Below are 23,366 nucleotides of genomic sequence, written 5' to 3' on the forward strand. Positions count from 1 at the left end.
CCGCACGTCTCACAGCCCATACTTGGCCCAGATGGCGCGCACTTCCTCGTCGGTCGCGAAATCGCCACGCGCTTCGGCGGCATCGGCCTCATCCTGCTCCGCCTCTTCCTCAGGAGTGAAGCGGTAGACGGCCTGTTCCTCGCCCGCATAGCTCAGCACCATGCGGGCGATGGCGTCCTGCACCTCGGGCGGGAGGTTCCGGGCGGCGGTGATCGCCTTGTCGAGCAGATCGGTCATGGCAGGGGAGTGTAGGAGAAATCCGGCCGGTGAGAAGGTCTCTCACCGAAAGGCCAGCACCAGCGCCCCCACCGCGATCCCCCACAGGGCCAGGGTCGACCAGATCGCGCGTCGCCGTTCCAGCCGGGCGATCCGCTCTATCACCTGAACGTCGCGCGAGCCCTCCTCGTCGAGGCGGATCATGATGCGGCGGATGCGCTGGGCGATGTCGGGGATGTCGGAGACGACCTCGGCGAGCGTCAGCGCCGCGCGGGCGCCGCCCTCGATCCGGCCGACGGGGCCGAGATGGCGGGTGATCCAGGAGCGCACGACCGGTTCGGCGCCGGTCCACATGTCGAGCTGCGGATCGAGCGAGCGGGCGACGCCCTCCACCACCACCATGGTCTTCTGCAGCATCACCAGCTCGGTGCGGGTGCTCATGTCGAACAGGGCGGTCACGTCGAACAGAAGCGTGAGCACCTTGGCCATCGAGATCTCGTCGGCCCGGCGCTGGTGGATCGGCTCGCCGATCGCCCGGATCGCCTGCGCGAAATCATCCACCGAATGGTGGCGCGGCACGTAGCCCGCCTCGAAATGCACCTGGGCGACGCGGCGATAATCGCGGGTGATGAAGCCGAGCAGGATCTCGGCGAGGAAGCGCCGCTCGGCGTGGCCGAGCCGGCCCATGATGCCGAAATCGACCGCGACGAGCCGCCCCTGCGGATCGACGAACAGGTTCCCCGGATGCATGTCGGCGTGGAAGAAGCCGTCGCGGATCGCCTGGCGCAGGAAGGACTGGATCACCGTGCGGCCGAGCGCCTTCGGGTCGTGGCCCGCCGCGACGATGCCGGGGCGGTCGTTGAGGCGCACGCCGTCGATCCACTCGCTCGTCAGCACGTCCCGCGAGGTCAGGGCCCATTCGGGGCGCGGCGTGCGGAAATCCGCGTCGCCCGCGGTGTTCTGCGCGAGTTCCGACATCGCCGCCGCTTCGAGGCGAAGGTCCATCTCCATGGTGACGGAGCGGGCCAGGATCTCGACCACCTCCCGCGGACGCAGCCGCTCGGCATCGGGCAGGAGCGCGTTGACGATGCGGGCCATGAACCGCATCGCCTGGATGTCGCGCGCGAAGCGCTCGCGCACGCCGGGCCGCATCACCTTGACCGCGAGCGTGCGCTGCGTGCCGTCGGCATCGAGCACCGTCGCCTTGTGGACCTGGGCGATGGATGCCGCGGCGACCGGCTCGCTGAAGGCGGTGAACAGCGCTGGGACCGGCTTGCCGAGTTCCCCCTCGACCACGCGCAGCGCCACCCCCTGCGGGAAGGGCGGAACCCGGTCCTGAAGCCGCTCCAGATCGCGCGCGGCGGCCATGCCGACGATGTCGGGGCGGGTCGCCAGGAACTGGCCAAACTTGACGTAGGAGGGACCGAGCCGGGTCAGCGCCCGCTCCAGCGGGCTCGCGCCGGGGGCCTCCGCGATGCCGCGCCGCTCCAGCGAGCGGCCGAGCTTGAGCGCGAGCCGCAGATGCGGCGGCAATTGCGCCGCATCGATCAGCGCCAGCCCGCCCTCACGGGCGAGCACGAAGCCGACATGGGCGCCGCGGGCGAGGTAGAAGACGGCGCCGAGCATCATCGAACCCTGACAGGCATTTGCTCGAAGAGGGATCGCACCGGATCACCGACGCTAGAGCATCGTCCCGAAAGGTGGCCTCCGGCTTTCGGAAAAAGACGATGCAGAAACAGGAGCTTAGAGCATCGTCCCGGATCCGATATCCGGGACGATGCTCTAGGCGTGCCCTGCGCCGCGGGGCCCGGCCCGGCCGAGGTGCCCGTCAGCGATCGCGATCGGAAAGAAATCAAGAAATCTTCCAGCCGGAATGGATCGCGACGATGCCGCCCGAGAGCCGGCGATGGCTGACATGGCTGAAACCCGCCGTCTCGATCATCCGGGCGAAGCTGTCCGGGGAGGGGAACTTGCGGATCGACTCGACGAGGTACTGGTAGGATTCGCGGTCGCCCGCCACCCGCTCGCCGATGCGCGGGATCACGTGGAAGGAGTAGGCGTCGTAGATCTTCTCCAGCACCGGCAGGTCGACCCGCGAGAATTCCAGGCAGAGGAAGCGCCCGCCGGGCTTGAGCACCCGGTGCGCCTCGCGCAGCGCCACGTCGATGCGCGGCACGTTCCTGATGCCGAAGGCGATGGTGTAGCTGTCGAAATGGTTCGATGGCAGGGGCAGCGTCTCGGCATTGCCGGTGACGAAATCGATGCGGCCGTCGTACTTATGGCCCGCCCGCTCGGCGCCGACCCGCAGCATCGCCTCGTTGATGTCGAGCACGGTGACGTGGGTCTCGGGGCCGCCCGCCTCGAGAGTGCGGAAGGCGATGTCGCCGGTACCGCCCGCGACATCGAGATGCTGGTAGGGCCGGGTGCGCGACGGGCGCAGCATCGAGATCAGGTGCGACTTCCAGACCCGGTGCAGCCCACCCGACATCAGGTCGTTCATCAGGTCGTAGCGGCGCGCGACCGAGCGGAACACGTCGTCCACCTTGGCCTGCTTCTCGGAAAGCCGCACGCGCTCGTAGCCGAAATCGGCGGTGGCTTCGCTGTCGCCGGCTCCGATGTCCGTTCCGCTCATCCGATCATACCCTGCGCTCGCCCGTCGCCGCTCACGGCGTCGGCCGAGCCTCCTTAGCGAATGCCGGCTGGAACCGCCATGCGGCAGCGCGGATGCAGGCAGTGCCTGCCGCGTGGGTGCAAAATAGGAATCAGCTCCGCAGCGGCCCGCCGACGAGCCAGGCCGGGTCGAACCAGCGGTCGGCCTCGCCGTCGTAGGGGAGGCGGGTGACGTCCCAGTGCTGGATGTATTTCGCGTAGACGTTCCAGACCGCGATGCCGCCGCCGACGAAGATGCGCCGGCCGGGATAGCGCTTCAGCACCGCCTCCGGATCCTCGTGCGAGCGGATCACGTCGATGGTGCGGTCCTTGAACGCGAATTCGGGCACGGAGGCCACGGTCTTGGGGCCGGCGATCAGCACGTGGCCCATGGTGAGCGCGAAGAAGCGCGTCACGTCCTCGACGAAGAGCGGATCGGTGTTGCCCTCCCAGGGAAGGTGCCCGTTGAGGCCGAGCTGGCCCCGCTGGCCGATGGCGCAGATGCAGCGAACGTCGATCATGGCGCGAAACCTGGAAAACAAAGAAAGCGGGCTCTGCCCGTAAACCCGCCGGGGCCTTGGCCCCGGACCCCGTTACTGGGGTGCGGAGAAGGCGAGAACCCGGTCGCTGGGGAAATCGTAGAGTTTGCCCGTCTCGTTCCATGCGGGGGAGGCGAGGCGCACGAAATGCGGCGCCAGCTCCTCCGGGGTCTTCAGCGTCGCCGGATCCTCGCCCGGCATCGCTGCGGCGCGCATGCTCGTGCGCAGCGGGCCGGGGTTGAGCAGCATGGCGCGCACGCCCGTGCTCTCGTTCTCGGCGGCGTAGGTGCGCACCATCGCCTCCAGCGCCGCCTTCGAGACGGAGTAGGGCCCCCAATAGGCCCGGCACTTCGCGGCTGCGCCCGAGGAGACGAAGATCGCGCGTCCCGCATCCGAGCGCTGGAGCAGCGGGTCGAACGAGCGGATCAGACGCCAGTTGGCGGTGACGTTGATCGCCATCACCTGATCCCAGACCTTCGGCGTGACGTGGCTGACCGGCATCAGGTTGCCGAGGATGCCGGCATTGCCGACCACCGCGTCGAGCCGGCCCCAGCGCTCGTTGAGCGCCGCGCCCAGGCGGTCGATGGCGTCGTAATCGGTGAGGTCGAGGGGCACCAGCGTCGCGTGGCCGCCGGCGGAGCGGATCGCGTCGTCGAGTTCCTCCAGGCCGCCCTGCGTGCGGGCGACCGCGACGACATGGGCACCGGCGCTCGCCAGCGCCAGCGCGGCGGCGCGGCCGATGCCGCGCGAGGCGCCGGTGACGACGGCCACCCGACCGTCGAGGATCTTGTCGGCCAAAATCTTCTCGACCACGGGCTTCAGTCCGCCTCGGCCAGCATGGCGAAGCGCTTGGGCCCGGCGATCGCCAGATCGGTCAGGCCGGTCGGGTAGTCGCCGGTGAAGCAATGGTCGGTGTATTGCGGGCAGTCGGCGTTGCGCGCCTCCTCGCCCATCGCCCGGTAGAGGCCGGGGATCGACAGGAAGGCCAGCGAATCGGCGCCGATATATTGGCGCATCCCCTCGAGGTCGTGGGTGGCGGCCAAGAGCTTCTCGCGCTCGGGCGTGTCGATGCCGTAGAAATCGGGATAGGTGATCGGCGGCGAGGCGATGCGGAAATGCACCTCGCGGGCGCCGGCATCGCGCATCATCCGCACGATCTTCACCGAGGTGGTGCCGCGCACGAGGCTGTCGTCGACGAGCACGATGCGCTTGCCCTCGACCGCGGCGCGGTTGGCCGAGTGCTTCATCCGCACGCCGAGTTCGCGCACGGTCTGGGTCGGCTGGATGAAGGTGCGCCCGACATAGTGGTTGCGGATGATGCCCATCTCGAAAGGCAGGCCCGCTTCCTGCGCGAAGCCGAGGGCCGCCGGCACGCCGGAATCCGGCACCGGGATCACCACGTCGGCTTCGGGGGCCGCCTCGCGGGCGAGTTCCTGGCCGATGGCCTTGCGCACGCCGTAGACGCTCTTGCCGTTCACCACCGAGTCGGGGCGGGCGAAGTAGATGTACTCGAAGATGCAGGGGCGCATCGGCTGCTTTTCGGCAAAGCGGATCGACTCGACGCCCTCTTCCGAGATCACCACCACCTCGCCGTTCTCGACGTCGCGGATGAAGCGGGCGCCGATGATGTCGAGCGCGCAGGATTCGGAGGCGAGGATGTAGCGGCCGTCGAGTTCGCCGAGCACCAGCGGGCGGATGCCGAGCGGGTCGCGGGCGCCGATGAGCTTCTTGTTGGTCAGCGCGACGATGGCGTAGGCGCCCTGGATCTGCTGCAGCGCGTCGATGAAGCGCTCGACAATGCGCGGTTTGCGCGAGCGGGCGGCGAGATGGAGGATCACCTCGGTGTCCGAGGTCGATTGTGTGATGGCGCCGTCGCGCACGAGATCGCGGCGGATCGACAGGGCGTTGGTGAGGTTGCCGTTATGTGCCACCGCCAGCCCGCCGCCGGCGAGTTCGGCGAAGAGCGGCTGGACGTTACGCAGGATGGTGCCGCCGGTGGTCGAGTAGCGCACGTGGCCGATGGCGGAGCGGCCGGCCAGCCGCTCGATCGTGGCGCGGTCGGAGAAGGAATCCCCGACGAGGCCCTGGCGGCGCTCCGAGTGGAACACGCCGTCGTCGTAGGAGACGATGCCGGCCGCCTCCTGGCCACGATGCTGCAAGGCGTGCAGGCCGAGCGCCGTGATGGCCGAGGCGTCGTCGTGCCCGTAGATGCCGAAGACGCCGCATTCCTCGCGAAGCGTATCCCCGTCGATGTCCAGGTTGCGGACATCGGCGCTCGCGCTGACAACAGACATGTCGATCTCGAATCCTGGAGGCGCGCGGGTCTCGCGGGCCTCGCATCCGGCACGGCGGGAAACGGCCGGAGACGCGTGCCGCCCGCGACCTCGGCCGCGAGGGGTTACGCCAGGACCGTCGTGAAACCGTTACCTAGGCGCGGATCGCGTCGCAACCAAGACCGATTCCAACATATCGCGCGCAATGCGGCTGCATTGCTGGCGCAGGGCAATCGCTTGCAAGCGATCGCCCTGGTTTTTTACTGGCCTCAGTCGCCGGCGCCCGCCTCCGCGAACTGCATCGGCTCCTTGGGCTTTCGCTCCGCTCGACGCTTTCCGGGGTTACACCCCGAAAAGCCCGCTGCGCGCGGCGCTCTTCGCGCCGGCAAGCCGCTCAAGCGGCTTCGGAAACGGCCCGGATTGCGGGTGCAACGCAGATTTCGGATTTGAGGCGCGGTTCTCCTCAGCGCTTCGGCTCGGGCCCGGCCTCGCTGCGGCGCTGGGCGGGGAGATCGGTCTCCGGCGGCGGCTCTTCCGGCCCGTCGCCCTTCGGCTTGCGGAACTGCTTGAGGAAGCCCTCGGGATTGTCGGGCAACTGCGCCACCAGCGCCTCGCCCGAGCTTTCGAGCAGCGACCGGCTCTTGGCTTGCGCCGCCCAGTCCGGAACCTTGCCCTGGACGAGCCAGGCCAGGAACACCCAGCCGATCACGCAGATCAGGAAGCCGCGGCCCGCCCCGAACAGGAAGCCGAGCGAGCGATCGACGGCGCCGATGCGCGAATCGAGCACGAGGTCGGAGATCTTCACCGTCACCAGCGAGACCACGATCAGGGTGGCGAGGAAAATCGTGGCGATGGAGGCGACCAGCGCCACCGTATCGCTGGAGATGTGCTGCTTGACGGTGGGCAGGAGCAGCGGGTGGAGCGACCACGCCACCGCGGCGGCGGCCACCCAGGCAATGATCGCGAGCACCTCGCGGGTCACGCCGCGCACGGCGGCGAGCAGCGCCGAGACGAGCACGATGCCGAGCACCACGAGGTCGAGGACGGAAAACGGCATCGCAGGATATGGTTCGCTGGGGCGGAACGAGGCAGCCTTGCCCGGACGACGACGGCTCCCCCGGGCCGCGCATCCGCTGTGGTCCTTAACCATATACCCCGGCGAACCTCGGCCGTCACCTTCGGGCCGGCGCTCCGTGCGAGCGTCGCCGAGCCGCACGCGCGGCCTTCCGCATTCCCGTGCCGGCAGGGCGCGGGGGTTCCTCCCGGTATCGGACGTCCCGGCCGCAGATCCGATCCGCCAAGAAAGGCCGGTTGGTGAGAGCGAAATCCCACGCCGCGACGATGGCGCGCGCATGATGTTTTGTGATCGCTTCGAAAGAGGAAAACATCTTCCAAGCAATCTTGGCTATAACCGAAGTATTCAGGATCCGGACGGGGTGAGTTTATGGCTGGTACGATCGACAGGCGTGACTTCCTGCGGGGCTCCGCACTCTTCGCGGCCGGTGCCGCCGCCGGATTCTCCTGTATCGAGATCGCGAATGCCGCGCCGATCGCGGTGCCGACGGTCGACCGGTTGTCCCTGCGCGTCCTGATCGACTCGGCCCACGACCAGTTCCTGAAGCCTGCGACCGTCCAGGGCGTGCTGCATCAGCCGCCGGGCAACGGGCGCGGCGCCGATTACCGCAAGGTGCTGCACAATCAGTGGGGCCTGTCGCTCTTCGCGGAATCCTGGCGGGCGGAGGAGGCCCGCACGATCCTGCTCGATTTCGGCTACAGCCCCGAGGCCCTGCTCAACAATATCGAGATCCTGAAGGTCGATCCCACCAAGATCGATGCGCTGATCGTCAGCCACGGCCACCACGACCATTACGGCGGCCTGACCGGGTTCCTCGACAAGTACAGGAGCGCGCTCGCGCCCGACCTGAAGCTCTATGCCGGCGGCGAGGACAATTTCTGCCACCGCCACAGCCCGAGCGGCGTCCCCGGCCAGTTCACCGATTTCGGCCAGCTCGACCGGCGCGAACTGACGGCGCAGAAAATCTCGACCGTGCTCTGCGAGACGCCCACCGTGGTCGCCGGCCACGCCTTCACCACGGGGCAGATCAAGCGCGCCTCCATCGAGCGCATCCTGCCCAACACCTTCGTCGAGCGCGGCATCACCGACGGGCTGGGCTGCGATGCCACCCACTATTCGCCCGCCGAACTCCAGGGAAAGATCATCCCCGACGAGCACGTCCACGAGCATGCCACCTGCTTCAACGTGAAGGGCAAGGGCCTCGTGGTGATCTCGTCCTGCGGCCATGTCGGCATCGTCAACTCCGTGCGCCAGGCGCAGGAGGTCTCCGGCATCGAACGCGTCCACGCCATCGTCGGCGGCTTCCATCTCGGACCGGCGCCGAAGGAGTACCAGACCCAGGTCGTGGCCGAGATCAAAAAACTTGCACCCGACGTCGTCGTGCCGATGCATTGCAGCGGCCTGAACTTCGCCCTCGAGGCGCAGGCGCAGATGCCGGAGAACGTCATCGTCCCGACCACCGGCAGCCGGCTCGTCTTCAGTGCGTAGCCGGACATTCGCGGCCGGACTGCTCTGCCTGCTCGCAGCCTTGGACCCTGCGCGCGGCGAGACCCCGCCGCGCCGCTCGGCCGCCGAGCTGATGGACGTGCTGATGTGGAACCGCGAGCCGGTCGGCGGCCCGTTCGCGCTGATCGATCAGGCGGGGCGGCCCCGGACGGAGGCCGATTTTCGCGGCCGTCTCCTTCTCGTCACTTTCGGCTACACCGCCTGCCCGGATGTCTGCCCCACGGACCTGATGGAGATCGGCCGGGCCCTCACGCTGCTGGGCGAGGCCGGCGACGCCGTCCAGCCGCTCTTCATCACGCTCGATCCCGAGCACGACACCGCCGCGCTGCTGGCGGAGTACCTGCCGAACTTCCATCCGCGCCTGGTCGGCTTGACCGGCAGCGAGGCGGCGGTCCGCCGGGCCGCCGACGCCTACAAGGTCTTTTACGAGACGAGCCCACGCCCCGGGGGCGGCCGGGCCATCGAGCATTCCGCCTTCGTCTACCTGATGGATCGCTCGGGCGCCTATCTCGGGTTCTTTCCGCCCGGCACCTCGGCCGAGCGGATGCTGACGATCCTGCGGCCGCATCTCGCCGCACGGCCCGCGCCCGAGTAGGGCCGCGCTACATCTCCTCCTCAAACCGCACCGCCCGGGGCCGGCCCCCACCCTTTCGCGGCGCGCCCGAGGCGATGCCGGCGACGAGGTCGGCGATGTGGCGCAGCGCATCCGTCGGCAGCGCCCGGTCCCCGGCCTCGCCGCGCCCTTGCGGGGTGATCGCTTTGCCAAAGCCGAGCTTCAACGCCTCCTTCAGCCGGGCCGGCGCCTGCGAGACCGGCCGCACCGCCCCCGACAGGCCGAGTTCGCCGAAATAGACCGAGTCGGAGGGAAGCGCCGCGCCCGAGAGCGACGAGACGAGGGCGGCGGCGACCGCGAGATCCGCGGCGGGCTCGGTGATGCGCAGGCCCCCGGCGACGTTGAGGTAGACGTCGTGGCCGCCGAGCCGGATGCCGCCATGGGCCTCCAGCACGGCGAGCACCATCGACAGGCGGTTGGGGTCCCAGCCGACCACGGCGCGGCGCGGCATGCCGAGCGAGGAGGGGGCGACGAGCGCCTGGATCTCGACCAGCAGCGGGCGCGTACCCTCCATCCCGGCAAAGACGGCGGTGCCCGGCGCGGCGTGGTCGCGCCCGGCTAGGAACAGGGCGGAGGGGTTGGGCACCTCGGACAGGCCGGCATCGGTCATCTCGAACACGCCGATCTCGTCGGTCGGCCCGAACCGGTTTTTGACCGCCCGCAGGATGCGGAAATGGTGGCCCTGGTCGCCCTCGAACGAGGCGACCGCATCGACCATGTGCTCGACCACGCGGGGGCCCGCGATCTGCCCGTCCTTGGTGACGTGGCCGACGAGGATGACGGCCGTGCCCGTGGTCTTGGCAAAGCGGATCAGCGCCTGGGCCGATGAGCGCACCTGTGTGACGGTGCCCGGCGCCGATTCCACCGTCTCGGTCCACATGGTCTGGATCGAGTCGATGATGACGAGCGCCGGCGGGTGGCCCTGCGACAGCGTCTCGACGATGTCTTCGACGTTTGTTTGCGCCGCCAGCTCCACCGGGTGTTTGGCCAGCCCGAGGCGCTCGGCGCGCAGGCGCACCTGCCCCACCGCCTCCTCGCCGGAGATGTAGGCGACGCGCTCGCCGCTCTTGGCCATGGCGGCGGAAGCCTGCATCAGCAGGGTTGACTTGCCGATGCCGGGATCGCCGCCGAGCAGGATCACCGAGCCGCGCACGAAGCCGCCGCCGGTCACCCGGTCGAGCTCGTTGATGCCCGAGGGCGTGCGCGGCGCCTCCTTGGCCTCACCGGTCAGGCCTTCGAGGGGGAAGACGCGGCCCCGCGCCCGCGAGGGCCGGGTCGCGGCCGGGCCCGATCGCGGGCCGGCGGAGGCGACCTCCTCCTGGATCGTGTTCCAGCCGTTGCAGGCCTCGCAGCGCCCGCGCCAGCGGTTGTAGACCGCACCGCAGGACTGGCAGACGAAGGTCTGTTGGATTTTTGCCATGGGGGAGACGGCTCAGGGCAGGGATCTGTCGAACCTCCCACCCAGTCCCTCATCCTGAGGTGCTGCGAAGCCGCCTCGAAGGAGGGCTCCAGCCGGCCACGCGATCCCTGGAGCCCTCCTTCGAGGGCGCCGTTTCGCGCCGCCGCCTCAGGATGAGGGGAATGGGTGGGAAAGATCGGTCACTCTACATAGTCGCGAACATAACGGGAACCCAGGCTCGTCAGGATCTCGTAGCCGATGGTGCCGGCGGCTTGCCCCACCGTGTCGATGTCGAGGCTGTCGCCGATCAGCGTGGCGGTGCCGCCGCGCCGGGCCTGGGTTGCGTCGGTGACGTCGAGGATGATGAGGTCCATCGAGATCAGGCCGACGATCGGGCAGGGCACGCCGCCGACCAGCGCGTGGCCGCTGTTGCTGGCCGAACGGGGATAGCCGTCGGCGTAGCCGAGCGAGAGCGTGGCCAGCCGGCGCGGGGCAGGGGCCTGCCAGCGGGCGTTGTAGCCGCAGGTCGCGCCGGCCTCGACGTTACGGACCTGCAGGATCGTCGCCTCCAGCCGCACCACCGGCCGCATCGAATTGGGTTGGCCCGGATCCGGGTTGCCGCCGAAGAGCGCATAGCCCGGCCGCAGCAGGTCGTGGCGGGCGTCATTCGCAAGGCAGGTGCCCGAGGAATTGGCGAGCGAGGCGCGCATCTGCGGAAAGGCCGCCCGCACACGGGCGAAATCGGCGGCTTGGCGCGCGTTGAGCGGGTCGTCGGGCAATTCCGCGCTGACGAGATGGCTCATCACGAGATCGATGCCGGCGCGCGCGATCACCGGATCACCGGCCAGCGCCAGGGCCTCCGCGACGCAGAGGCCGAGCCGGTTCATACCGGTATCGACGTGGAGCGCGGCCGGCCCCGCGCCCTGCATGGCCTCGGCCCACTCGGCGAGTTCCTGCGCGTCCCCCAGGACCGGGCGCAGGCGATGGGCGCGAAACGCCTCCGCGTGGCCGGGCGGCAGACCGTTGAGCACGTAGAGCGCGGCCTCCGGCAGGATTTTCCGCGCGGCGATGCCCTCGGAGAGGTGCGCCACGAAGAACGTCCGGCAGCCCGCCCGCCACAGGGCCGGCGCGACCGCGGCGAGGCCGCAGCCATAGGCATCCGCCTTCACCACGGCGCCGCATTCGGCCTGCGGCGCGCACGCGCCGAGCGCCCGCCAGTTCGTCACCACGGCCGAGAGATCGACCGTCAGATGGGCGCCGTGGCCGCTGCGGAATGGATCGCCCGTGGTCGGGTTTTCCGGGAAGGATTCTACGGGCGCTATGACAGACTCCTGCGGGGAAAGCCCCGGCGGAGACGGGACCGGACCGTCGATCCGGCCACCGATATCACATCTGCTCGGGCATCCGGTCGCTTTGCGCCAGGTTCGAGAACCGGGTGATGTTGGCGTCGAACTGCAGCTCCACCGTGCCGGTCGGGCCGTGGCGCTGCTTGCCGAGGATGACCTCGGCCTTGCCGTGGACGCGCTGCATCTCGGCCTCCCAGGCGAAGAACTCCTCGGTGCCCTCGCGCGGCTTCTTGTTGCCGACGTAGTATTCCTCGCGGAACACGAACATCACCACGTCGGCGTCCTGCTCGATCGAGCCGGATTCGCGCAGGTCCGAGAGCTGGGGCCGCTTGTCGTCGCGGTTCTCGACCTGACGCGAGAGCTGCGACAGGCCGATGATCGGCACCGCCAGCTCCTTGGCCAGAGCCTTCATGCCGGTGGTGATCTCGGTCATCTCCTGCACGCGGTTGTCGCTCTTCTTGCCGGAGCCGGAGAGGAGCTGGAGATAGTCGATGATGAGCAGATCGAGGCCCTTCTGGCGCTTGAGGCGGCGGGCGCGGGCGGCGAGCTGGGCGATCGAGATGCCGCCGGTCTGGTCGATGTAGAACGGGATCGTCTGCATGTCCCGGGCGGCGTCGGTGATCTTGTAGAAGTCCTCCGGGCGGATGTCGCCGCGGCGGATCTTGTAGGAGGGCACGCCGGACTGCTCGGCGATGATACGGGTCGCCAATTGCTCGGCCGACATTTCGAGGGAGAAGAAGCCGACGATGCCGCCGTTGACGGTCTGCATGGTGCCGTCGGGCTGCTTCTCGCCGCGATAGGCCTTGGCGATGTTGAAGGCGATGTTGGTCACGAGCGAGGTCTTGCCCATGGCCGGGCGCCCCGCGAGGATGATGAGGTCCGAGGGCTGCAGGCCGCCCATCTTGGCGTCGAGGTCGGTGAGCCCCGTGGAGATGCCCGAGAGCTTGCCATCGCGCTGGTAGGCTTTCGCCGCCATGTCGATGGCCGCGGTCAGCGCGTCGGAGAATTTCTGGAAGCCGCCGTCGTACTTGCCGGATTCGGCGAGTTCGTAGAGCCGGCGCTCGGTCGCCTCGATCTGGTCGCGCGGCCGGGACTCGACGGGCGCCTCGAAGGCGCCGTTGACCAGATCCTCGCCGATGGTGATGAGCCGGCGGCGGATCGCCAGATCGTAGATGGTGCGGCCGTACTCGCCCGCGTTGATGACGGTGGTCGCCTCGGCCGCGAGGCGGGCGAGGTACTGCATCGGCGTGACGCCGCCGAGGTCGATGTCGCCGAGATAGGTCTTCAGCGTGATCGGCGTGGCGAGCTTGCCCGCCTTGATCAGCGAGACCGACACTTCGAAGATCTGGCGGTGCACCGCCTCCATGAAGTGCTCGGGCAGCAGGAAGTCCGAGACACGGTAATAGGCGTCGTTGTTCACCATGATCGCGCCGAGCAGGGCCTGCTCCGCGTCGATATTGTGCGGCGGCACCCGGTATTCGGGCTGCACCGTCTCGAGATTGGCCGTGAGGGCGTTGGGCAGGGCCATGGCGCTTGTCCGTCGCTCCGATGCGGGCGGCTTGGCCGCCCCGTTTCATGCCCGCCGGACCTTGCCTCGGGATGGTGAAGCCTTCCTTAGCCGACCCGGCTGGGAACGGCTGCAACACGCACGCCACGGGCCCCGAAACGCGAGACGCCCGCGGCTCCCGGGTCACGGGAATCGCGGGCGTCATGCTGGAACGGATTGAGAACAAGTCAACGCCGAAGCCCGGCGCATCCCCGTTCTCCACCGCTTATGCGGCTCAAGTCAGAGGTTTCGAAAGGACGGGTCCTTTCGCGGGTCCAGGGCGGAGCCCTGGAGAAAACCCGGACTTAGCCGCGGTCGTCGGCGCCCTCGCCGGCATCGGCCAGGGCCTGGCCGACTTCGAGGCCGAGATCGTCGAGGTTGAACTGCTCGCGCTCGGTCACCGACTCGCCGCGGGCCTGACGCTCGGCCTCTTCCGGCGAACGGGCGATGTTGACGGTCACCTTGACCTCGACCTCGGGGTGCAGGGTCACCGGCACGGTGTGCAGGCCCAGCGTCTTGATCGGCTGGTTGAGCACGAACTGGCCGCGCTCGACGCTGAAGCCCTCCTTGGTGACGACTTCGGCGAGGTCGCGGGTCGAGACCGAGCCGTAGAGCACGCCGGTCTCGCCGGACTGGCGGATCAGCACGAAGCTCTGGCCGTCGAGCTTCTCGGCCACCGTCTGGGCCTCGTTGCGGCGCTCGAGGTTGCGGGCCTCGAGCTGGGCGCGCTGGGCCTCGAAGTGCTTCTTGTTGTTCTCGGTGGCGCGCAGGGCCTTGCCGCGGGCGAGCAGGAAGTTGCGGGCGTAGCCGGGACGCACGTTCACGGTCTCGCCCATCTGGCCGAGCTTGGCGACGCGTTCGAGCAGGATGACTTCCATGGGGCTTCTCCTTGAGGTTGCTTGGAAGCGGGTGCGATCAGGCGTCGCCGCGAGCTTTCGGGCGGCGCCGGTCGAGGGCGGTATCGGCAATGCCGAACAGGATCAGGGCGAGCATGGCCACGCCCTGGGTGAGGAACAGCAGCACGTAGAGTCCGGCGAGCAGGGCGAAGCGCCCCGGCCGGCCGCGGCTGCGGTCATGGAAGGCAGCGAGCCCCTGGAGCGCGAAGGCCGCGCTGAAGGCGCCGATCAGGGCGATGCCGAGCGCGCCGGGATAGCCGGGCACCATCGCCAGCGTCAGGGCCGCGGCGAAGACCAGCAGCGTGGAGCGCGGCATCATCGTGGAGGGCAGGTCGGGCCAGGGCCGGAGCAGGCGCCCCGAGATCTGCACGATGCGGGCGGCAGCCCAGAGGTAGAAGGTGAACAGGATCGTGAGACCCTGGGCGGCGATCGCAGGCGCGACGGTCGCCAGCGCGTCGGCAACCTCGCTGGCAAGGTCGTCGGACTTTTGCGGCTCGCCGGTCTGAGCATCTCCCGGCGGCTGCGACACAGCCCCCTCGGCGTTTGTCTCCGCGGGCTTCTCGGCGCTGCCGGGAGCTTCACTAGCTGTACCGCTCTGCGGCGGAGCGGGAATCCGGCCGCGCTGCACCTGAACCTGCACGATCCGGCGGCTCATCGTGGTGAGCTGCGCGCGGAAGGTGTCGTAGTCGGGCGAGGCGATGACGGCGATAGCGATGAAGGCGAGCGCCGCGGTGCCCGCGACCCAGGCGAGCAGGCGCCCCGTCGGATACCACTCGATCGTGCCGTCCGCGTTCGGCCGGCCGAGCAGGGCGAGATAGGCGAGCCACCAGGCGGGGATGGCGAGGTAGGCCGCAAACGCCAGGCCGAGATAGGGCGAGATGAAGAGCGCGAGCGCGAGTCCGCCCGAGACGACGGCGGCGAGCGCCGCGCGGTGGCTCCAGCCCAGGCCGACGATGAGGATCGGCAGCGGGGCGAGCAGGTAGAGCAGGATCGAGAGCGTCGTGGCCTTGAGCAGCACGCCGAACAGCAGCGCCGCCACGAGGCCGGCACCGGCGCCGACAGGTATGTCCTTGGTCATGAAATCCGCTGTCCCGCTGTCCCGTCATGGGCAGGGTTAGGGGCTGAAGACGTCGCCCCAACGATCGGGCGGCCCCTTTGCGGGGAGCCGCCCTCGCGATTGATGACCGGCCCCCGTAAGGGCCGGCGGAAGGTCCTACTTGATAACGTAGGGCAGCAGGCCGAGGAAGCGCGAGCGCTTGATCGCCTGGGCGAGCTCGCGCTGCTTCTTGGCCGAGACGGCCGTGATGCGCGAGGGAACGATCTTGCCGCGCTCAGAGACGTAGCGGGAGAGCAGCTTCACGTCCTTGTAGTCGATCTTGGGAGCGTTCTCGCCCGAGAACGGGCAGCTCTTGCGACGACGGAAGAACGGACGACGGCCACCGCCGCCACCACCAGCACCGAATGCCATGATTAGTTCTCCCCGCCGAAGTTGCGCTCGGGACGATCGCCGCGATCACCACGGTCGCCGCCACCGAAGTCGTCGTCGCGGCGGCGCGGACGGTCACCGCGGTCGCGGTCCTTCCGGTCGTCGCGGTCGCGCTTCTGCATCATCGCGGAAGGCTCGGCCTCCAGCTGCTCGACGCGAACGGTCATGAAGCGCAGCACGTCCTCGGAGATCTGCATCTGGCGCTCCATCTCGGCCACGGCGGCCGGGGGGCGGAGATGTTGAGGAGCGTGAAATGCGCCTTGCGGTTCTTCTTGATACGGTAAGCGAGGGACTTGACGCCCCAGGACTCGATCTTCTCGATCGTGCCGCCGCCCGTCTCGATGACGCCCTTGTAGGTCTCGACCATGGTCTCGACCTGCTGGGCCGTCACGTCCTGGCGCGCCAGGAAGACGTGCTCGTAGAGAGGCATTCTTGGGCCTTTCCTTGCCATAAGGAAGCCCGCCCGCGCGTCGCGGGTGTGTCGGGCCGGTTCGTCTCGCATTCTCTCGGCGCCAAGCCCTTCGAGCCGTGATGATGGCCCGAGCGGTTGATCGAAGGCGGAGACACCGGACGACGGGTTCTGTGAAAAACCCTGTGCCGAGAGAGGTCGTCTCTTGCGGCACCGTCCGTTCAGCCCCCGGCCGGAGCGAACGCGAAGGCCGGGCCTTTAGAGGGATTCGCTCCCAATGGCAAGGGCAGGGCCCCGACGGGCAGGTCGAAATGCAGGACTTCCTCGCGGGTGCCGAGCCGCTCGTAGAGCGCGAGCGCCGGGCCGTCGCCGGGATCGCCCTGGACGAAGATGACCCAGGCGCCCCGGCCCGCGGCATGGGTCTGCAGCTGCCGGATCAGCGCCGTGGCGATGCCGCGGCGGCGGTGCTCGGCCTCGACGGCGAGATCGTAGAGGTAGATCTCGCGCCGTGCCCGCTCGAACTTGTCGAGCTCGTAGGCGACGAGGCCACCCAGAACGGTGCCGTCACGTTCCGCCACCAGCACCGCAACATGCGCCTTGGCCAGCAGGTCCGCGAGGTAGGCATCGTCCGGCGGGGCGGCGCCGTAGGTGTCGGGCTCGGCGAAGGTGCGTCCGAACAGGGCGTTGAGGGCGCGCATCGACGGGATGTCGCCAGGGCCGAGGCGCCGGACCGTGAAGCCCGGCTCGGGCCCGTCCGTCTTCGACGTCATGGCGGAGGTCTATTTCAGCGAGCCGGCGATGGCCTGCTGAATCCCCAAGATGTCGGCGCCGCGCTTGAGCGTGCGCTGGATCGGGTCGGGCCGCCCCGAGACCCAGATCTTCAGCTCCGAATCCATGTCGAAGCTGCCCGCGGTCTCAACCGAGAACGAGGTGATCGCGCGGTAGGGCACGGTCAGGTACTCGACCTTGCGGCCGGTCATGCCCTGGCGATCGACCAGGATCAGGCGGCGGTCGGTGAAGATCATCAGGTCGCGGATCACCTTGAAGGCGACGCGCACGCTCTCGCCCGGTGCCAGCACCCCGGCGAGCTGCCGGTCCACCTCGTCCGCGGAGAGGTCGCTGCCATGCCCGAGCAGCCCGTCGAGTAAGCCCATCACGCGTCTCCTGCTTTATCTCCGGCAGGATGTGGGGACGGCCCCGTTCGCGCGCGAGGGCGGTTCTGCGCTCAGCGGTGGCGGCGCTTGCGCGGCTTCTGCCCCTTGCGCGGACGGGCCTTAAGCGGATGGGCCTTGCGCTGGGTCCGGTCCATGCAGCTCGCCCAGATGCGGCGGCCGATCTCGCGCAGGCCGAGATTGAGCGGGTCCGGGGCGGAGAAGACCTGCGCCCGCGCCTCGCTGCGGCAGAACGCGTCCTCCGCGCTGCGGATCGGCGGCTCGCTCTGCGCGGCGGCGGGAGACGGCCCGAGGCCGGTTCCGAGAAGCGTGGCGAGAAGCAAACCGGCCGCGGTCAGACCGCGCCGGGCCGGCGGACCGAAGTGGTTGCCCAGGATACGCAATGCTCGGCCCTCCCTGTTCGGCCCCGGCGCTCGCCGCCTGCAGCGCGCATCCGCGGCGATCGAAGCATCTCTCACAAAACGCCCGCCGCGCTGATCATCACCGGGGCGAGAACGACCCGTGACCGGGCGATTTTGTGAGGCACTCTAACGTCGTCGGAGACGGGCTTGCCAAGCGTTGCCGGTCGATCGCAGCCATCAACTGCGTAATCTGCCCACAGGGAATGCTGCCGCTCGTCCGGCCGGGGGCATTGAGCGGTCTCGCACCGCATCATGACGAGGCGGAGGGGCAAAAGAAAACGCGCCGGGCTCGAAGCGTCCGGCGCGTGTGGTCGTGTCGTAAAACAGCCGATCGGTTGGGCGGACCGGCTTTGCGGCGCTCCCGGAGAGCCGGGAGCGTCCGCGGGAGGCTCAGCGACGAATCTTGACGTTGGCCTTGCGGGCGGCATAGCGCGCGTCGCGGGCCGCCTTCTTCTCCGCGGCTTCGGCAGCCTTGCGCTCGGCCAGTGCGGCGGCCTCGGCAGCCTCGCGGGCGAGCTGAGCGGCGAGCTCGGCTTCCTCGCGCAGGCGCTTCTCCTCCGCCGCCTTCCGCTCGGTCTCGATGCGGATGCGCTCGCGCTCGCGGGCGCGCTCGTCGCGGGCGCGGGCAACCTCGGCACGAGCCTGGGCCTTCGCACGCATCTCCGGATCGTCAAGCGGTGTCCGGGCCTTGAACTTCTCGAGCAATGCCGCCTTGGCGGCTTGGGAGCTCTGGCGGCGGTCTTCGAAATTCCTGAAGTCGAATGCGCTCATATGACCTTTCTCATGCATTGACACGGCCGGATGCCGGATCAGTCACAGTCCGGGCAGCCTGGACTCGGATCGAGCCTTTTATAGAACCGGCGCAGTCGATGCACGAGTGCGCCGCAACACGCAACAGATGTCGCCCCGGTTCGGGGCGGCTCCGGTGACATTTTTGGACCTGTTGCGGGATGGAATCAGGTTTTAGGGCAGGGCCCTCAAGCGTCCAGCGTATCCAGCCTCAACTGGCCTGCAGGTTGACGGCGGCTGGCTTGCCGCTGCGGCGGTCGTTCTCGACGTCGAAGCTGACCTTCTGCCCCTCGACGAGGCCGCGCAGGCCCGCCTGCTGGACGGCGGAGATATGCACGAACACGTCCTTGCCCCGGTATCGGGCTGGATGAACCCGTAGCCCTTGACCTCATCGAACCATTTCACGGTACCAGTCTGCATCCGGGTTCCTCCTCCGCTCGCCGCGGCACCCCGTATGAAATGCGTCCCGTCCTCGGCCGAAAAGGCCGTCCCGTTCGTCGAAGCGAGCGAGGAAACAAGCCGGCGCCGCGTCCCTTCCGGGGGCATCGAAGGTCTTGCCAAAGGCAGCCACCGATCGACGGTGCATGGTTAGATTCGATGCGGTAACCGTGCAAGCGGCGCAAAGGTTTCCGCCAAGCACTGCTCTTCGCGCAAAGCGGAAATTCGAGGAAGAAACTTGGCCATTTGGAGCAACTACGCTGGTCTTGCGTCGGATGTGACCGATTTGGCCCGGCGTAACATTGTTGTGACGACAACATTTGTTGGGGGGGGCCGCAAACGATCGCCGCTGCCGATTCGGGCCGTCGAACCGTATGGCGATCGATGGCGCATCCCGAAGACGCGCGGCCGGCATGACGTGATGTCGAGGGCTCGAGGAGGCGATGGACGGTGTTCTCCGGCCACGAAAAAGGGGCCGGTCACCCGGCCCCGTTCCGCCTCATCATCGTAACCCCACCTCGACCGCGGTCGATCGCGGCAGGGCCCCTGAAGCTGAGGGGCTCGCCCCTGATCAGTAATCGTAGCCGCGACGGTCGTAACCGCGGCGCTCGTACCGGTCGCGATCCCGGAAGCGCTGCTCGCGATAATAATCGCCCCGGTCGCGCCTGCGCATCTCGCGGCTGTCGTCGCGATCGCGCTGCCCCCGGGACCGGAGGTCGAACCCCGGCCGGCCGTCCGGACCAATGGTGATCGATTGCGCGGAAGCCGGCACCGCGGCGATCATGGTCGCCGCGACGAGTGTGCCGGCGAGCAGGGTCGTCAAGGTCTTCATGAGAGATCCCTCCTTTGTTGGTTGGGACGACAATGCATCGTCGCCGGAGCGGTTCCAGTATCGTGCCATCGGCGGGCCCACCGCATCTGGACTGTCCGGATAAGGCGAAGGCGCACGTCGCCGAACATCAATCTTCCCGTCCCGGCGCCTCCGAAGGCCGATAGCGTCCTTCGATGGGCGGCGTCGCGGATTGAGATGTGGGCGCAATCCCCGGAGCGAGATCCGGGTCCTGTTCCTCCCAATACAGTCATGGGAGCGAGCCCATCGTGTCGATGATCCGTCTTCGGACGGGCCGTCCGCTCGCCCCATACGCCGTGGCGCCGAGGTGCCGAGATCCTCGACGGCATGCCGAGCCGGAGGGGCCCCGCTTGACTCGATCTCGAGGCTGCATCTCAAGACGGCGCGTGCATCGGGCCCGCCGCCCTGTTGCCTGGCCCCGGAACCCGCTCGCATGCCCGTCCGCCCGCTGATCTTCTATCCCGATGCGCGCCTGCACCGGGCGGCCGAACCCGTCTCCGCGAACAGTGAGTCCTTGACCGGTGAGTCTTGGCGCGCGCTCGCGGCGGACGTGCTCGACACCCTCGGCGCCGTCTCGGCGATGGGGCTGACCGCGATCCATATCGGGCGCCCGGAGCGGGTGGTGGTGATCCGGCTTCAGCCGGACGAGCCGCACGCGGTCTACGTCGATCCGGTCGTCGCCTGGTCCTCGCCCGAGCGGGCCGCGCATCCGGAGGGAAGCGTCTCGATGCCGGGCGTGGTCGAGCCGGTGGAGCGGCCGGCCCGGGTCCGGGTGCGCTACCGCGACCTCGACGGCGCCGAGCACGAGGAGGAGGCCGAGGGCCTGCGCGCCGCCTGCCTGCAGCACGAGATCGACCAGCTCGATGGCATCTTCTGGATCGACCGGCTGACCCGGCTGCGCCGCGAGCGGGTTCTCAAGCGCTACGCCAAGCTGCGGGCGCAGCAGGCACGCGCGGGATCGTGAGGCATCACGCCGGACGCGCCAGGCTCGGTCCGGGGCGCCGGGCATGGTATGCCGGGCCTCGGCGTCTCGTCCCGAACAACGGCAACCGCCGTTCGGGATCAGGCTCCACCGTCCGAGACCGCTCCATGTCCCGCTTGCTGCACGTCGCTCACCGAGCCCTCGCCGCCTCAGCTCTCCTTGTCCTCGCGCTGTCCGCGCCGGGTGCCGTTGCGCAAGGGACAGGGCAAGGGACAGGCGGCCGGGCCGGCGATCAGAAGGCCCAGGCCCGGGCCGCTTCCGTGGTCGGCTGCACCTCGCTGGCCAACCTGCGCGGCCTCCTGCGCAGCACGGGCGAGGACCGCGCCGCCGCGCTCGCGGTCGCGAGCGATCCGAAATCCGATCTCGGCTGCAGCCCGGTGGACCGCGCCACGGTCATGGGGCTCGCCGACCACGTCGCCCTGAACGGCCGCGCCTACGATTGCCTCACCCTCAAGGGCACGGCGGTGTGCCACTGGACGGTGGCGGGCGCCGTCACGCCACCCGAGCGGCCGGCGGCGAAGCCGGCCCGCGGCAAGTAGGGTCGCGAGCGAGGGGCGGTCTCAGAACCGTGCCGTCAGGAACAGGCGGAGGTTGCGGCCCGGCAGCAGGATCTCGTCCTTCTTGAACGAGGCCGAGTTGCGGATGTCGTCGTCGAGCAGGTTGCGGCCTTGCAGCCCCAGCGTCACCTCGGTGGCGCCGTAGACCGTGGGGTCGAGCGCCTGGGTGTAGGCGAGTTCGGCGCGAAGATCGTTCCAGCCCGGCGTCGTCGTCTCGAACGGGGCGATCTCGGTGTGGTCGAAGGCGTGGAGCAGGTTGATCCGCGCGAACCAGCCGTTGGCCCGCACGAAGGCGCCGCCGCCGAGCCGGTGCGGCGGGATGCGCGGGACGTAGGAGCCGTCGTCGAACTGGGCGCGGACGAAGTCGTACTGCGCCTCGATTCCGGCCCAGCCGTCGCCGACGGCGAAGAGATCGAGCTGCGCGCCGATCTCAGCGCCGTAGAAGCTGGCATTGGCCTGCGAGTAGACGACCTGGCGCAGCTCGTCGCCGGAGCCGCAGGAGCCGAAATCGTCGTCGCAGCGGTTCCCGGTGTCGCGCCGGTAGATGAAGCCGGTGTAGCGCGTGACGTAGCCGGTGGCGTCGAGCCGCAGCGGCCCGTCCGCCCGGCGCAAGGAGATCTCGGCGGTGCGGGCGCGCTCCAGCCGCAGGGTCGGATCGCCGATCTCGAAGGTCGCCGAGGCGTGGTGCGGCCCCTGCGAGAACAGCTCGGCGCCGGTGGGCGCACGCTCGACATAGGAGCCGTTGAGGCTCGCCACGAAGCCGTAGGGCAGATCCTGCAGGGCGCCGAAGCTGAGGCTCTTGGGAGCGAAGCGGCGCGTCAGGGCATAGCTGAGCGGGTCCCCGTCCGTCGGAAGGTAGCTGCCGGGGAACTGCGTCGCGATGCTGTTGAGCCGGTCGCCCTCGATCCGGCCCGCGGCCTGGAACCGGAGCCCCCTGCCGACCGCCAGTTCCTCGAACAGGTAGGCGGCCAGCACCCGCGACTCGGTCGGCGGCAGGAAGCTCTCGAGCTGCGAGTTGAGCACCCGCCGGCTCGTCTGGACGCCGACCGCGCCGGTGAGCGTGCCGAGCGCGGTGAAGACCGGCACGTGCTGCGCCTCGAACCGGGCTTCAACCTCGCGGTTCTTGAAGATCGCCTGCACGCCCTCGCCGGCCGGGCCCTCATGCGCGTGGTCGTCATCGTCCCCGTGATCGTGATGGGCGTGCCCGAAGCCGATCTCCTCGTGGCGGTAGACCGAGCCGCCGGCCCAGAACCGCAGCACCTCGAACGGGCCTTCCAGCGGGCGGTATTCGCCGCGGGCGAGCACGCGGTCCTGGTTCGGGTTGAGCCGGGTGCGCGCCTCCTCCGCCTCGCCGCCGGGGATCTGATAGAGCGCGTTGAAGTGGCTGTAGGAGATGCCGAGGAAGCCGCGGTCGCCGATCGCCGAGATGCCGACCGAGCCCCCTTGCGTCTCGGTCGCCGAGTTGCGCTGGATGCCGCCGGGGATCGCGTAGGAATCGGTCGCGGTCGCGAACCCGTCGGCATGGACCGCGATGCCGTTCGCGCCCGCATCGACGCTCGCCGCCCCGAGCCGGCCGTTGTCGACGGTGGTGTAGCCCGTCGTGACCTGCCCCGTGATCCCGCGGGCGGGGATGAAGGTCGGTACTTGGTTGTTCTCGGCCGAGACCACGCCGCCGATCGCGCCCGAGCCGTAGCGCAGGGTCGCGGGGCCGCGGATCACCTCGATCCGGCTGGCGTTGAGCGGGTTGACCGGCACCGCGTGATCCTCGCCGAGATCCGACACGCCGCCGTTGACGATGCCGTTCTCCTGAATGCGCACCCGGGCGTTGTCGAGGCCGCGGATGATCGGCCGCGAGGCCGCCCCCGGCGCGTAGGTCGAGGCGGAGATGCCGGGCCGGTCGAACAGCGCGTCGCCGAGCGTGCGCGGCTGGTCGCGGGCGATCCGCTCCTGCGGCACCACCGTGACCGGCGAGAAGGTGTTCGTCACCACCGGCAGCACCTCGGCCGCGCGGGCGAACGGCACGGCGGGGGAGGGAGTCGCCGGAGCGGCGGGCCGGCCCTGGATCGGGCTCACCGAGGTCACGCTGATCTCCTCCAGCGTGGCCGCCTCCTGCGCCTGCGCCGAGAGCACGGTTCCGGGCACGCCCGTCAGCACCGCCCCCGCCGCCAGCAGCATCCGTCCTGAACGTCCGCCCCGCATGCCCGTCGATCCAGCCTCGTCACGT

General features: G+C 69.2%; 23 protein-coding genes and 2 pseudogenes. 4 read left to right on the forward strand and 21 right to left on the reverse strand.

Going from position 1 to position 23,366, the window contains the following annotated elements:
* Positions 1–9: 9 nt before the first annotated feature.
* From MSPGM_RS19810 to MSPGM_RS19840, 7 genes are all read right to left on the reverse strand, one after another.
* Positions 10–237 (reverse strand): hypothetical protein, encoded by a 228-nt coding sequence (locus MSPGM_RS19810; RefSeq protein WP_003606483.1) that lies wholly within the window; start codon positions 235–237, stop codon positions 10–12.
* Between the two features lie 42 nt (positions 238–279).
* Positions 280–1,842, reverse strand: coding sequence for a 2-polyprenylphenol 6-hydroxylase (gene ubiB / locus MSPGM_RS19815; RefSeq protein WP_041929320.1), 1,563 nt, complete (start codon positions 1,840–1,842; stop codon positions 280–282).
* 226 nt (positions 1,843–2,068) lie between these two features.
* Positions 2,069–2,848, reverse strand: coding sequence for a bifunctional demethylmenaquinone methyltransferase/2-methoxy-6-polyprenyl-1,4-benzoquinol methylase UbiE (ubiE, locus tag MSPGM_RS19820; protein WP_003606485.1), 780 nt, complete (start codon positions 2,846–2,848; stop codon positions 2,069–2,071).
* A 130-nt stretch (positions 2,849–2,978) separates the two neighbouring features.
* Positions 2,979–3,386: a dihydrofolate reductase gene (locus MSPGM_RS19825; RefSeq protein WP_003606487.1), complete on the reverse strand. Its 408-nt coding sequence runs from the start codon at positions 3,384–3,386 to the stop codon at positions 2,979–2,981.
* A 72-nt stretch (positions 3,387–3,458) separates the two neighbouring features.
* Positions 3,459–4,202 carry an SDR family NAD(P)-dependent oxidoreductase gene (locus MSPGM_RS19830; RefSeq protein ID WP_056113180.1) on the reverse strand — a complete coding sequence of 248 codons (744 nt, stop codon included), beginning with the start codon at positions 4,200–4,202 and terminating at the stop codon, positions 3,459–3,461.
* 20 nt (positions 4,203–4,222) lie between these two features.
* Positions 4,223–5,698 carry an amidophosphoribosyltransferase gene (gene purF / locus MSPGM_RS19835; protein ID WP_004446262.1) on the reverse strand — a complete coding sequence of 492 codons (1,476 nt, stop codon included), beginning with the start codon at positions 5,696–5,698 and terminating at the stop codon, positions 4,223–4,225.
* 442 nt (positions 5,699–6,140) lie between these two features.
* Positions 6,141–6,734 carry a CvpA family protein gene (locus MSPGM_RS19840; protein ID WP_004446265.1) on the reverse strand — a complete coding sequence of 198 codons (594 nt, stop codon included), beginning with the start codon at positions 6,732–6,734 and terminating at the stop codon, positions 6,141–6,143.
* A 387-nt stretch (positions 6,735–7,121) separates the two neighbouring features.
* Between MSPGM_RS19840 and MSPGM_RS19845 the strand changes: the two genes are divergently transcribed.
* Both MSPGM_RS19845 and MSPGM_RS19850 read left to right on the forward strand, forming a co-directional pair.
* Positions 7,122–8,240, forward strand: coding sequence for an MBL fold metallo-hydrolase (locus tag MSPGM_RS19845; protein WP_004446267.1), 1,119 nt, complete (start codon positions 7,122–7,124; stop codon positions 8,238–8,240).
* Positions 8,233–8,853, forward strand: coding sequence for an SCO family protein (locus MSPGM_RS19850; RefSeq protein WP_015857341.1), 621 nt, complete (start codon positions 8,233–8,235; stop codon positions 8,851–8,853). The genes MSPGM_RS19845 and MSPGM_RS19850 overlap by 8 nt, the downstream gene beginning before the upstream one ends.
* A gap of 7 nt (positions 8,854–8,860) precedes the next feature.
* Here MSPGM_RS19850 and radA read toward each other — a convergent pair whose 3' ends face one another.
* The 13 genes and pseudogenes from radA to MSPGM_RS19915 form a co-directional block, all read right to left on the reverse strand.
* Positions 8,861–10,291 carry a DNA repair protein RadA gene (gene radA / locus MSPGM_RS19855; RefSeq protein WP_004446270.1) on the reverse strand — a complete coding sequence of 477 codons (1,431 nt, stop codon included), beginning with the start codon at positions 10,289–10,291 and terminating at the stop codon, positions 8,861–8,863.
* 179 nt (positions 10,292–10,470) lie between these two features.
* Positions 10,471–11,592, reverse strand: a complete 1,122-nt coding sequence (alr, locus tag MSPGM_RS19860; protein ID WP_144010609.1) for an alanine racemase — start codon at positions 11,590–11,592, stop codon at positions 10,471–10,473.
* Positions 11,593–11,656: 64 nt separating this feature from the next.
* Positions 11,657–13,144: a replicative DNA helicase gene (locus tag MSPGM_RS19865; RefSeq protein WP_004446275.1), complete on the reverse strand. Its 1,488-nt coding sequence runs from the start codon at positions 13,142–13,144 to the stop codon at positions 11,657–11,659.
* Positions 13,145–13,467: 323 nt separating this feature from the next.
* Positions 13,468–14,040, reverse strand: a complete 573-nt coding sequence (gene rplI, locus MSPGM_RS19870) for a 50S ribosomal protein L9 (protein ID WP_004446280.1) — start codon at positions 14,038–14,040, stop codon at positions 13,468–13,470.
* A 37-nt stretch (positions 14,041–14,077) separates the two neighbouring features.
* Positions 14,078–15,136, reverse strand: a complete 1,059-nt coding sequence (locus MSPGM_RS19875; RefSeq protein WP_004446282.1) for a DUF2232 domain-containing protein — start codon at positions 15,134–15,136, stop codon at positions 14,078–14,080.
* 135 nt (positions 15,137–15,271) lie between these two features.
* Positions 15,272–15,526 (reverse strand): 30S ribosomal protein S18, encoded by a 255-nt coding sequence (gene rpsR / locus MSPGM_RS19880; RefSeq protein ID WP_004446294.1) that lies wholly within the window; start codon positions 15,524–15,526, stop codon positions 15,272–15,274.
* Between the two features lie 2 nt (positions 15,527–15,528).
* A pseudogene (rpsF, locus tag MSPGM_RS19885) lies at positions 15,529–15,974 on the reverse strand (30S ribosomal protein S6).
* Positions 15,975–16,174: 200 nt separating this feature from the next.
* Positions 16,175–16,723, reverse strand: coding sequence for an AAC(3)-I family aminoglycoside N-acetyltransferase (locus MSPGM_RS19890; protein WP_004446299.1), 549 nt, complete (start codon positions 16,721–16,723; stop codon positions 16,175–16,177).
* A gap of 9 nt (positions 16,724–16,732) precedes the next feature.
* Positions 16,733–17,107: a PH domain-containing protein gene (locus tag MSPGM_RS19895; RefSeq protein WP_004446301.1), complete on the reverse strand. Its 375-nt coding sequence runs from the start codon at positions 17,105–17,107 to the stop codon at positions 16,733–16,735.
* A gap of 71 nt (positions 17,108–17,178) precedes the next feature.
* Positions 17,179–17,508 (reverse strand): hypothetical protein, encoded by a 330-nt coding sequence (locus MSPGM_RS19900; protein WP_004446303.1) that lies wholly within the window; start codon positions 17,506–17,508, stop codon positions 17,179–17,181.
* Between the two features lie 408 nt (positions 17,509–17,916).
* A complete protein-coding gene (locus MSPGM_RS19905; RefSeq protein WP_004446306.1) occupies positions 17,917–18,297 on the reverse strand; it encodes a DUF6481 family protein in 381 nt (126 codons plus the stop codon).
* A 229-nt stretch (positions 18,298–18,526) separates the two neighbouring features.
* Positions 18,527–18,861, reverse strand: a pseudogene (locus tag MSPGM_RS25545) (cold-shock protein).
* A 463-nt stretch (positions 18,862–19,324) separates the two neighbouring features.
* Positions 19,325–19,585, reverse strand: coding sequence for a hypothetical protein (locus tag MSPGM_RS19915; protein WP_004446310.1), 261 nt, complete (start codon positions 19,583–19,585; stop codon positions 19,325–19,327).
* Positions 19,586–20,036: 451 nt separating this feature from the next.
* Between MSPGM_RS19915 and MSPGM_RS19920 the strand changes: the two genes are divergently transcribed.
* Together MSPGM_RS19920 and MSPGM_RS19925 are read left to right on the forward strand one after the other, a co-directional pair.
* On the forward strand, positions 20,037–20,567 hold the full coding sequence (locus MSPGM_RS19920) for a peptide deformylase (protein ID WP_004446312.1): 531 nt from the start codon (positions 20,037–20,039) through the stop codon (positions 20,565–20,567).
* Positions 20,568–20,692: 125 nt separating this feature from the next.
* Positions 20,693–21,124 (forward strand): hypothetical protein, encoded by a 432-nt coding sequence (locus tag MSPGM_RS19925; RefSeq protein ID WP_004446313.1) that lies wholly within the window; start codon positions 20,693–20,695, stop codon positions 21,122–21,124.
* Between the two features lie 21 nt (positions 21,125–21,145).
* Here the strand turns inward: MSPGM_RS19925 and MSPGM_RS19930 are convergent, their stop codons facing one another.
* Complete coding sequence (locus MSPGM_RS19930; protein WP_015857342.1) at positions 21,146–23,317, reverse strand: TonB-dependent receptor; 2,172 nt, start codon at positions 23,315–23,317, stop codon at positions 21,146–21,148.
* Positions 23,318–23,366 lie beyond the last annotated feature (49 nt).

Source organism: Methylorubrum sp. GM97 (assembly GCF_024347855.1).
Classification (GTDB): Bacteria; Pseudomonadota; Alphaproteobacteria; order Rhizobiales; family Beijerinckiaceae; genus Methylobacterium; species Methylobacterium extorquens.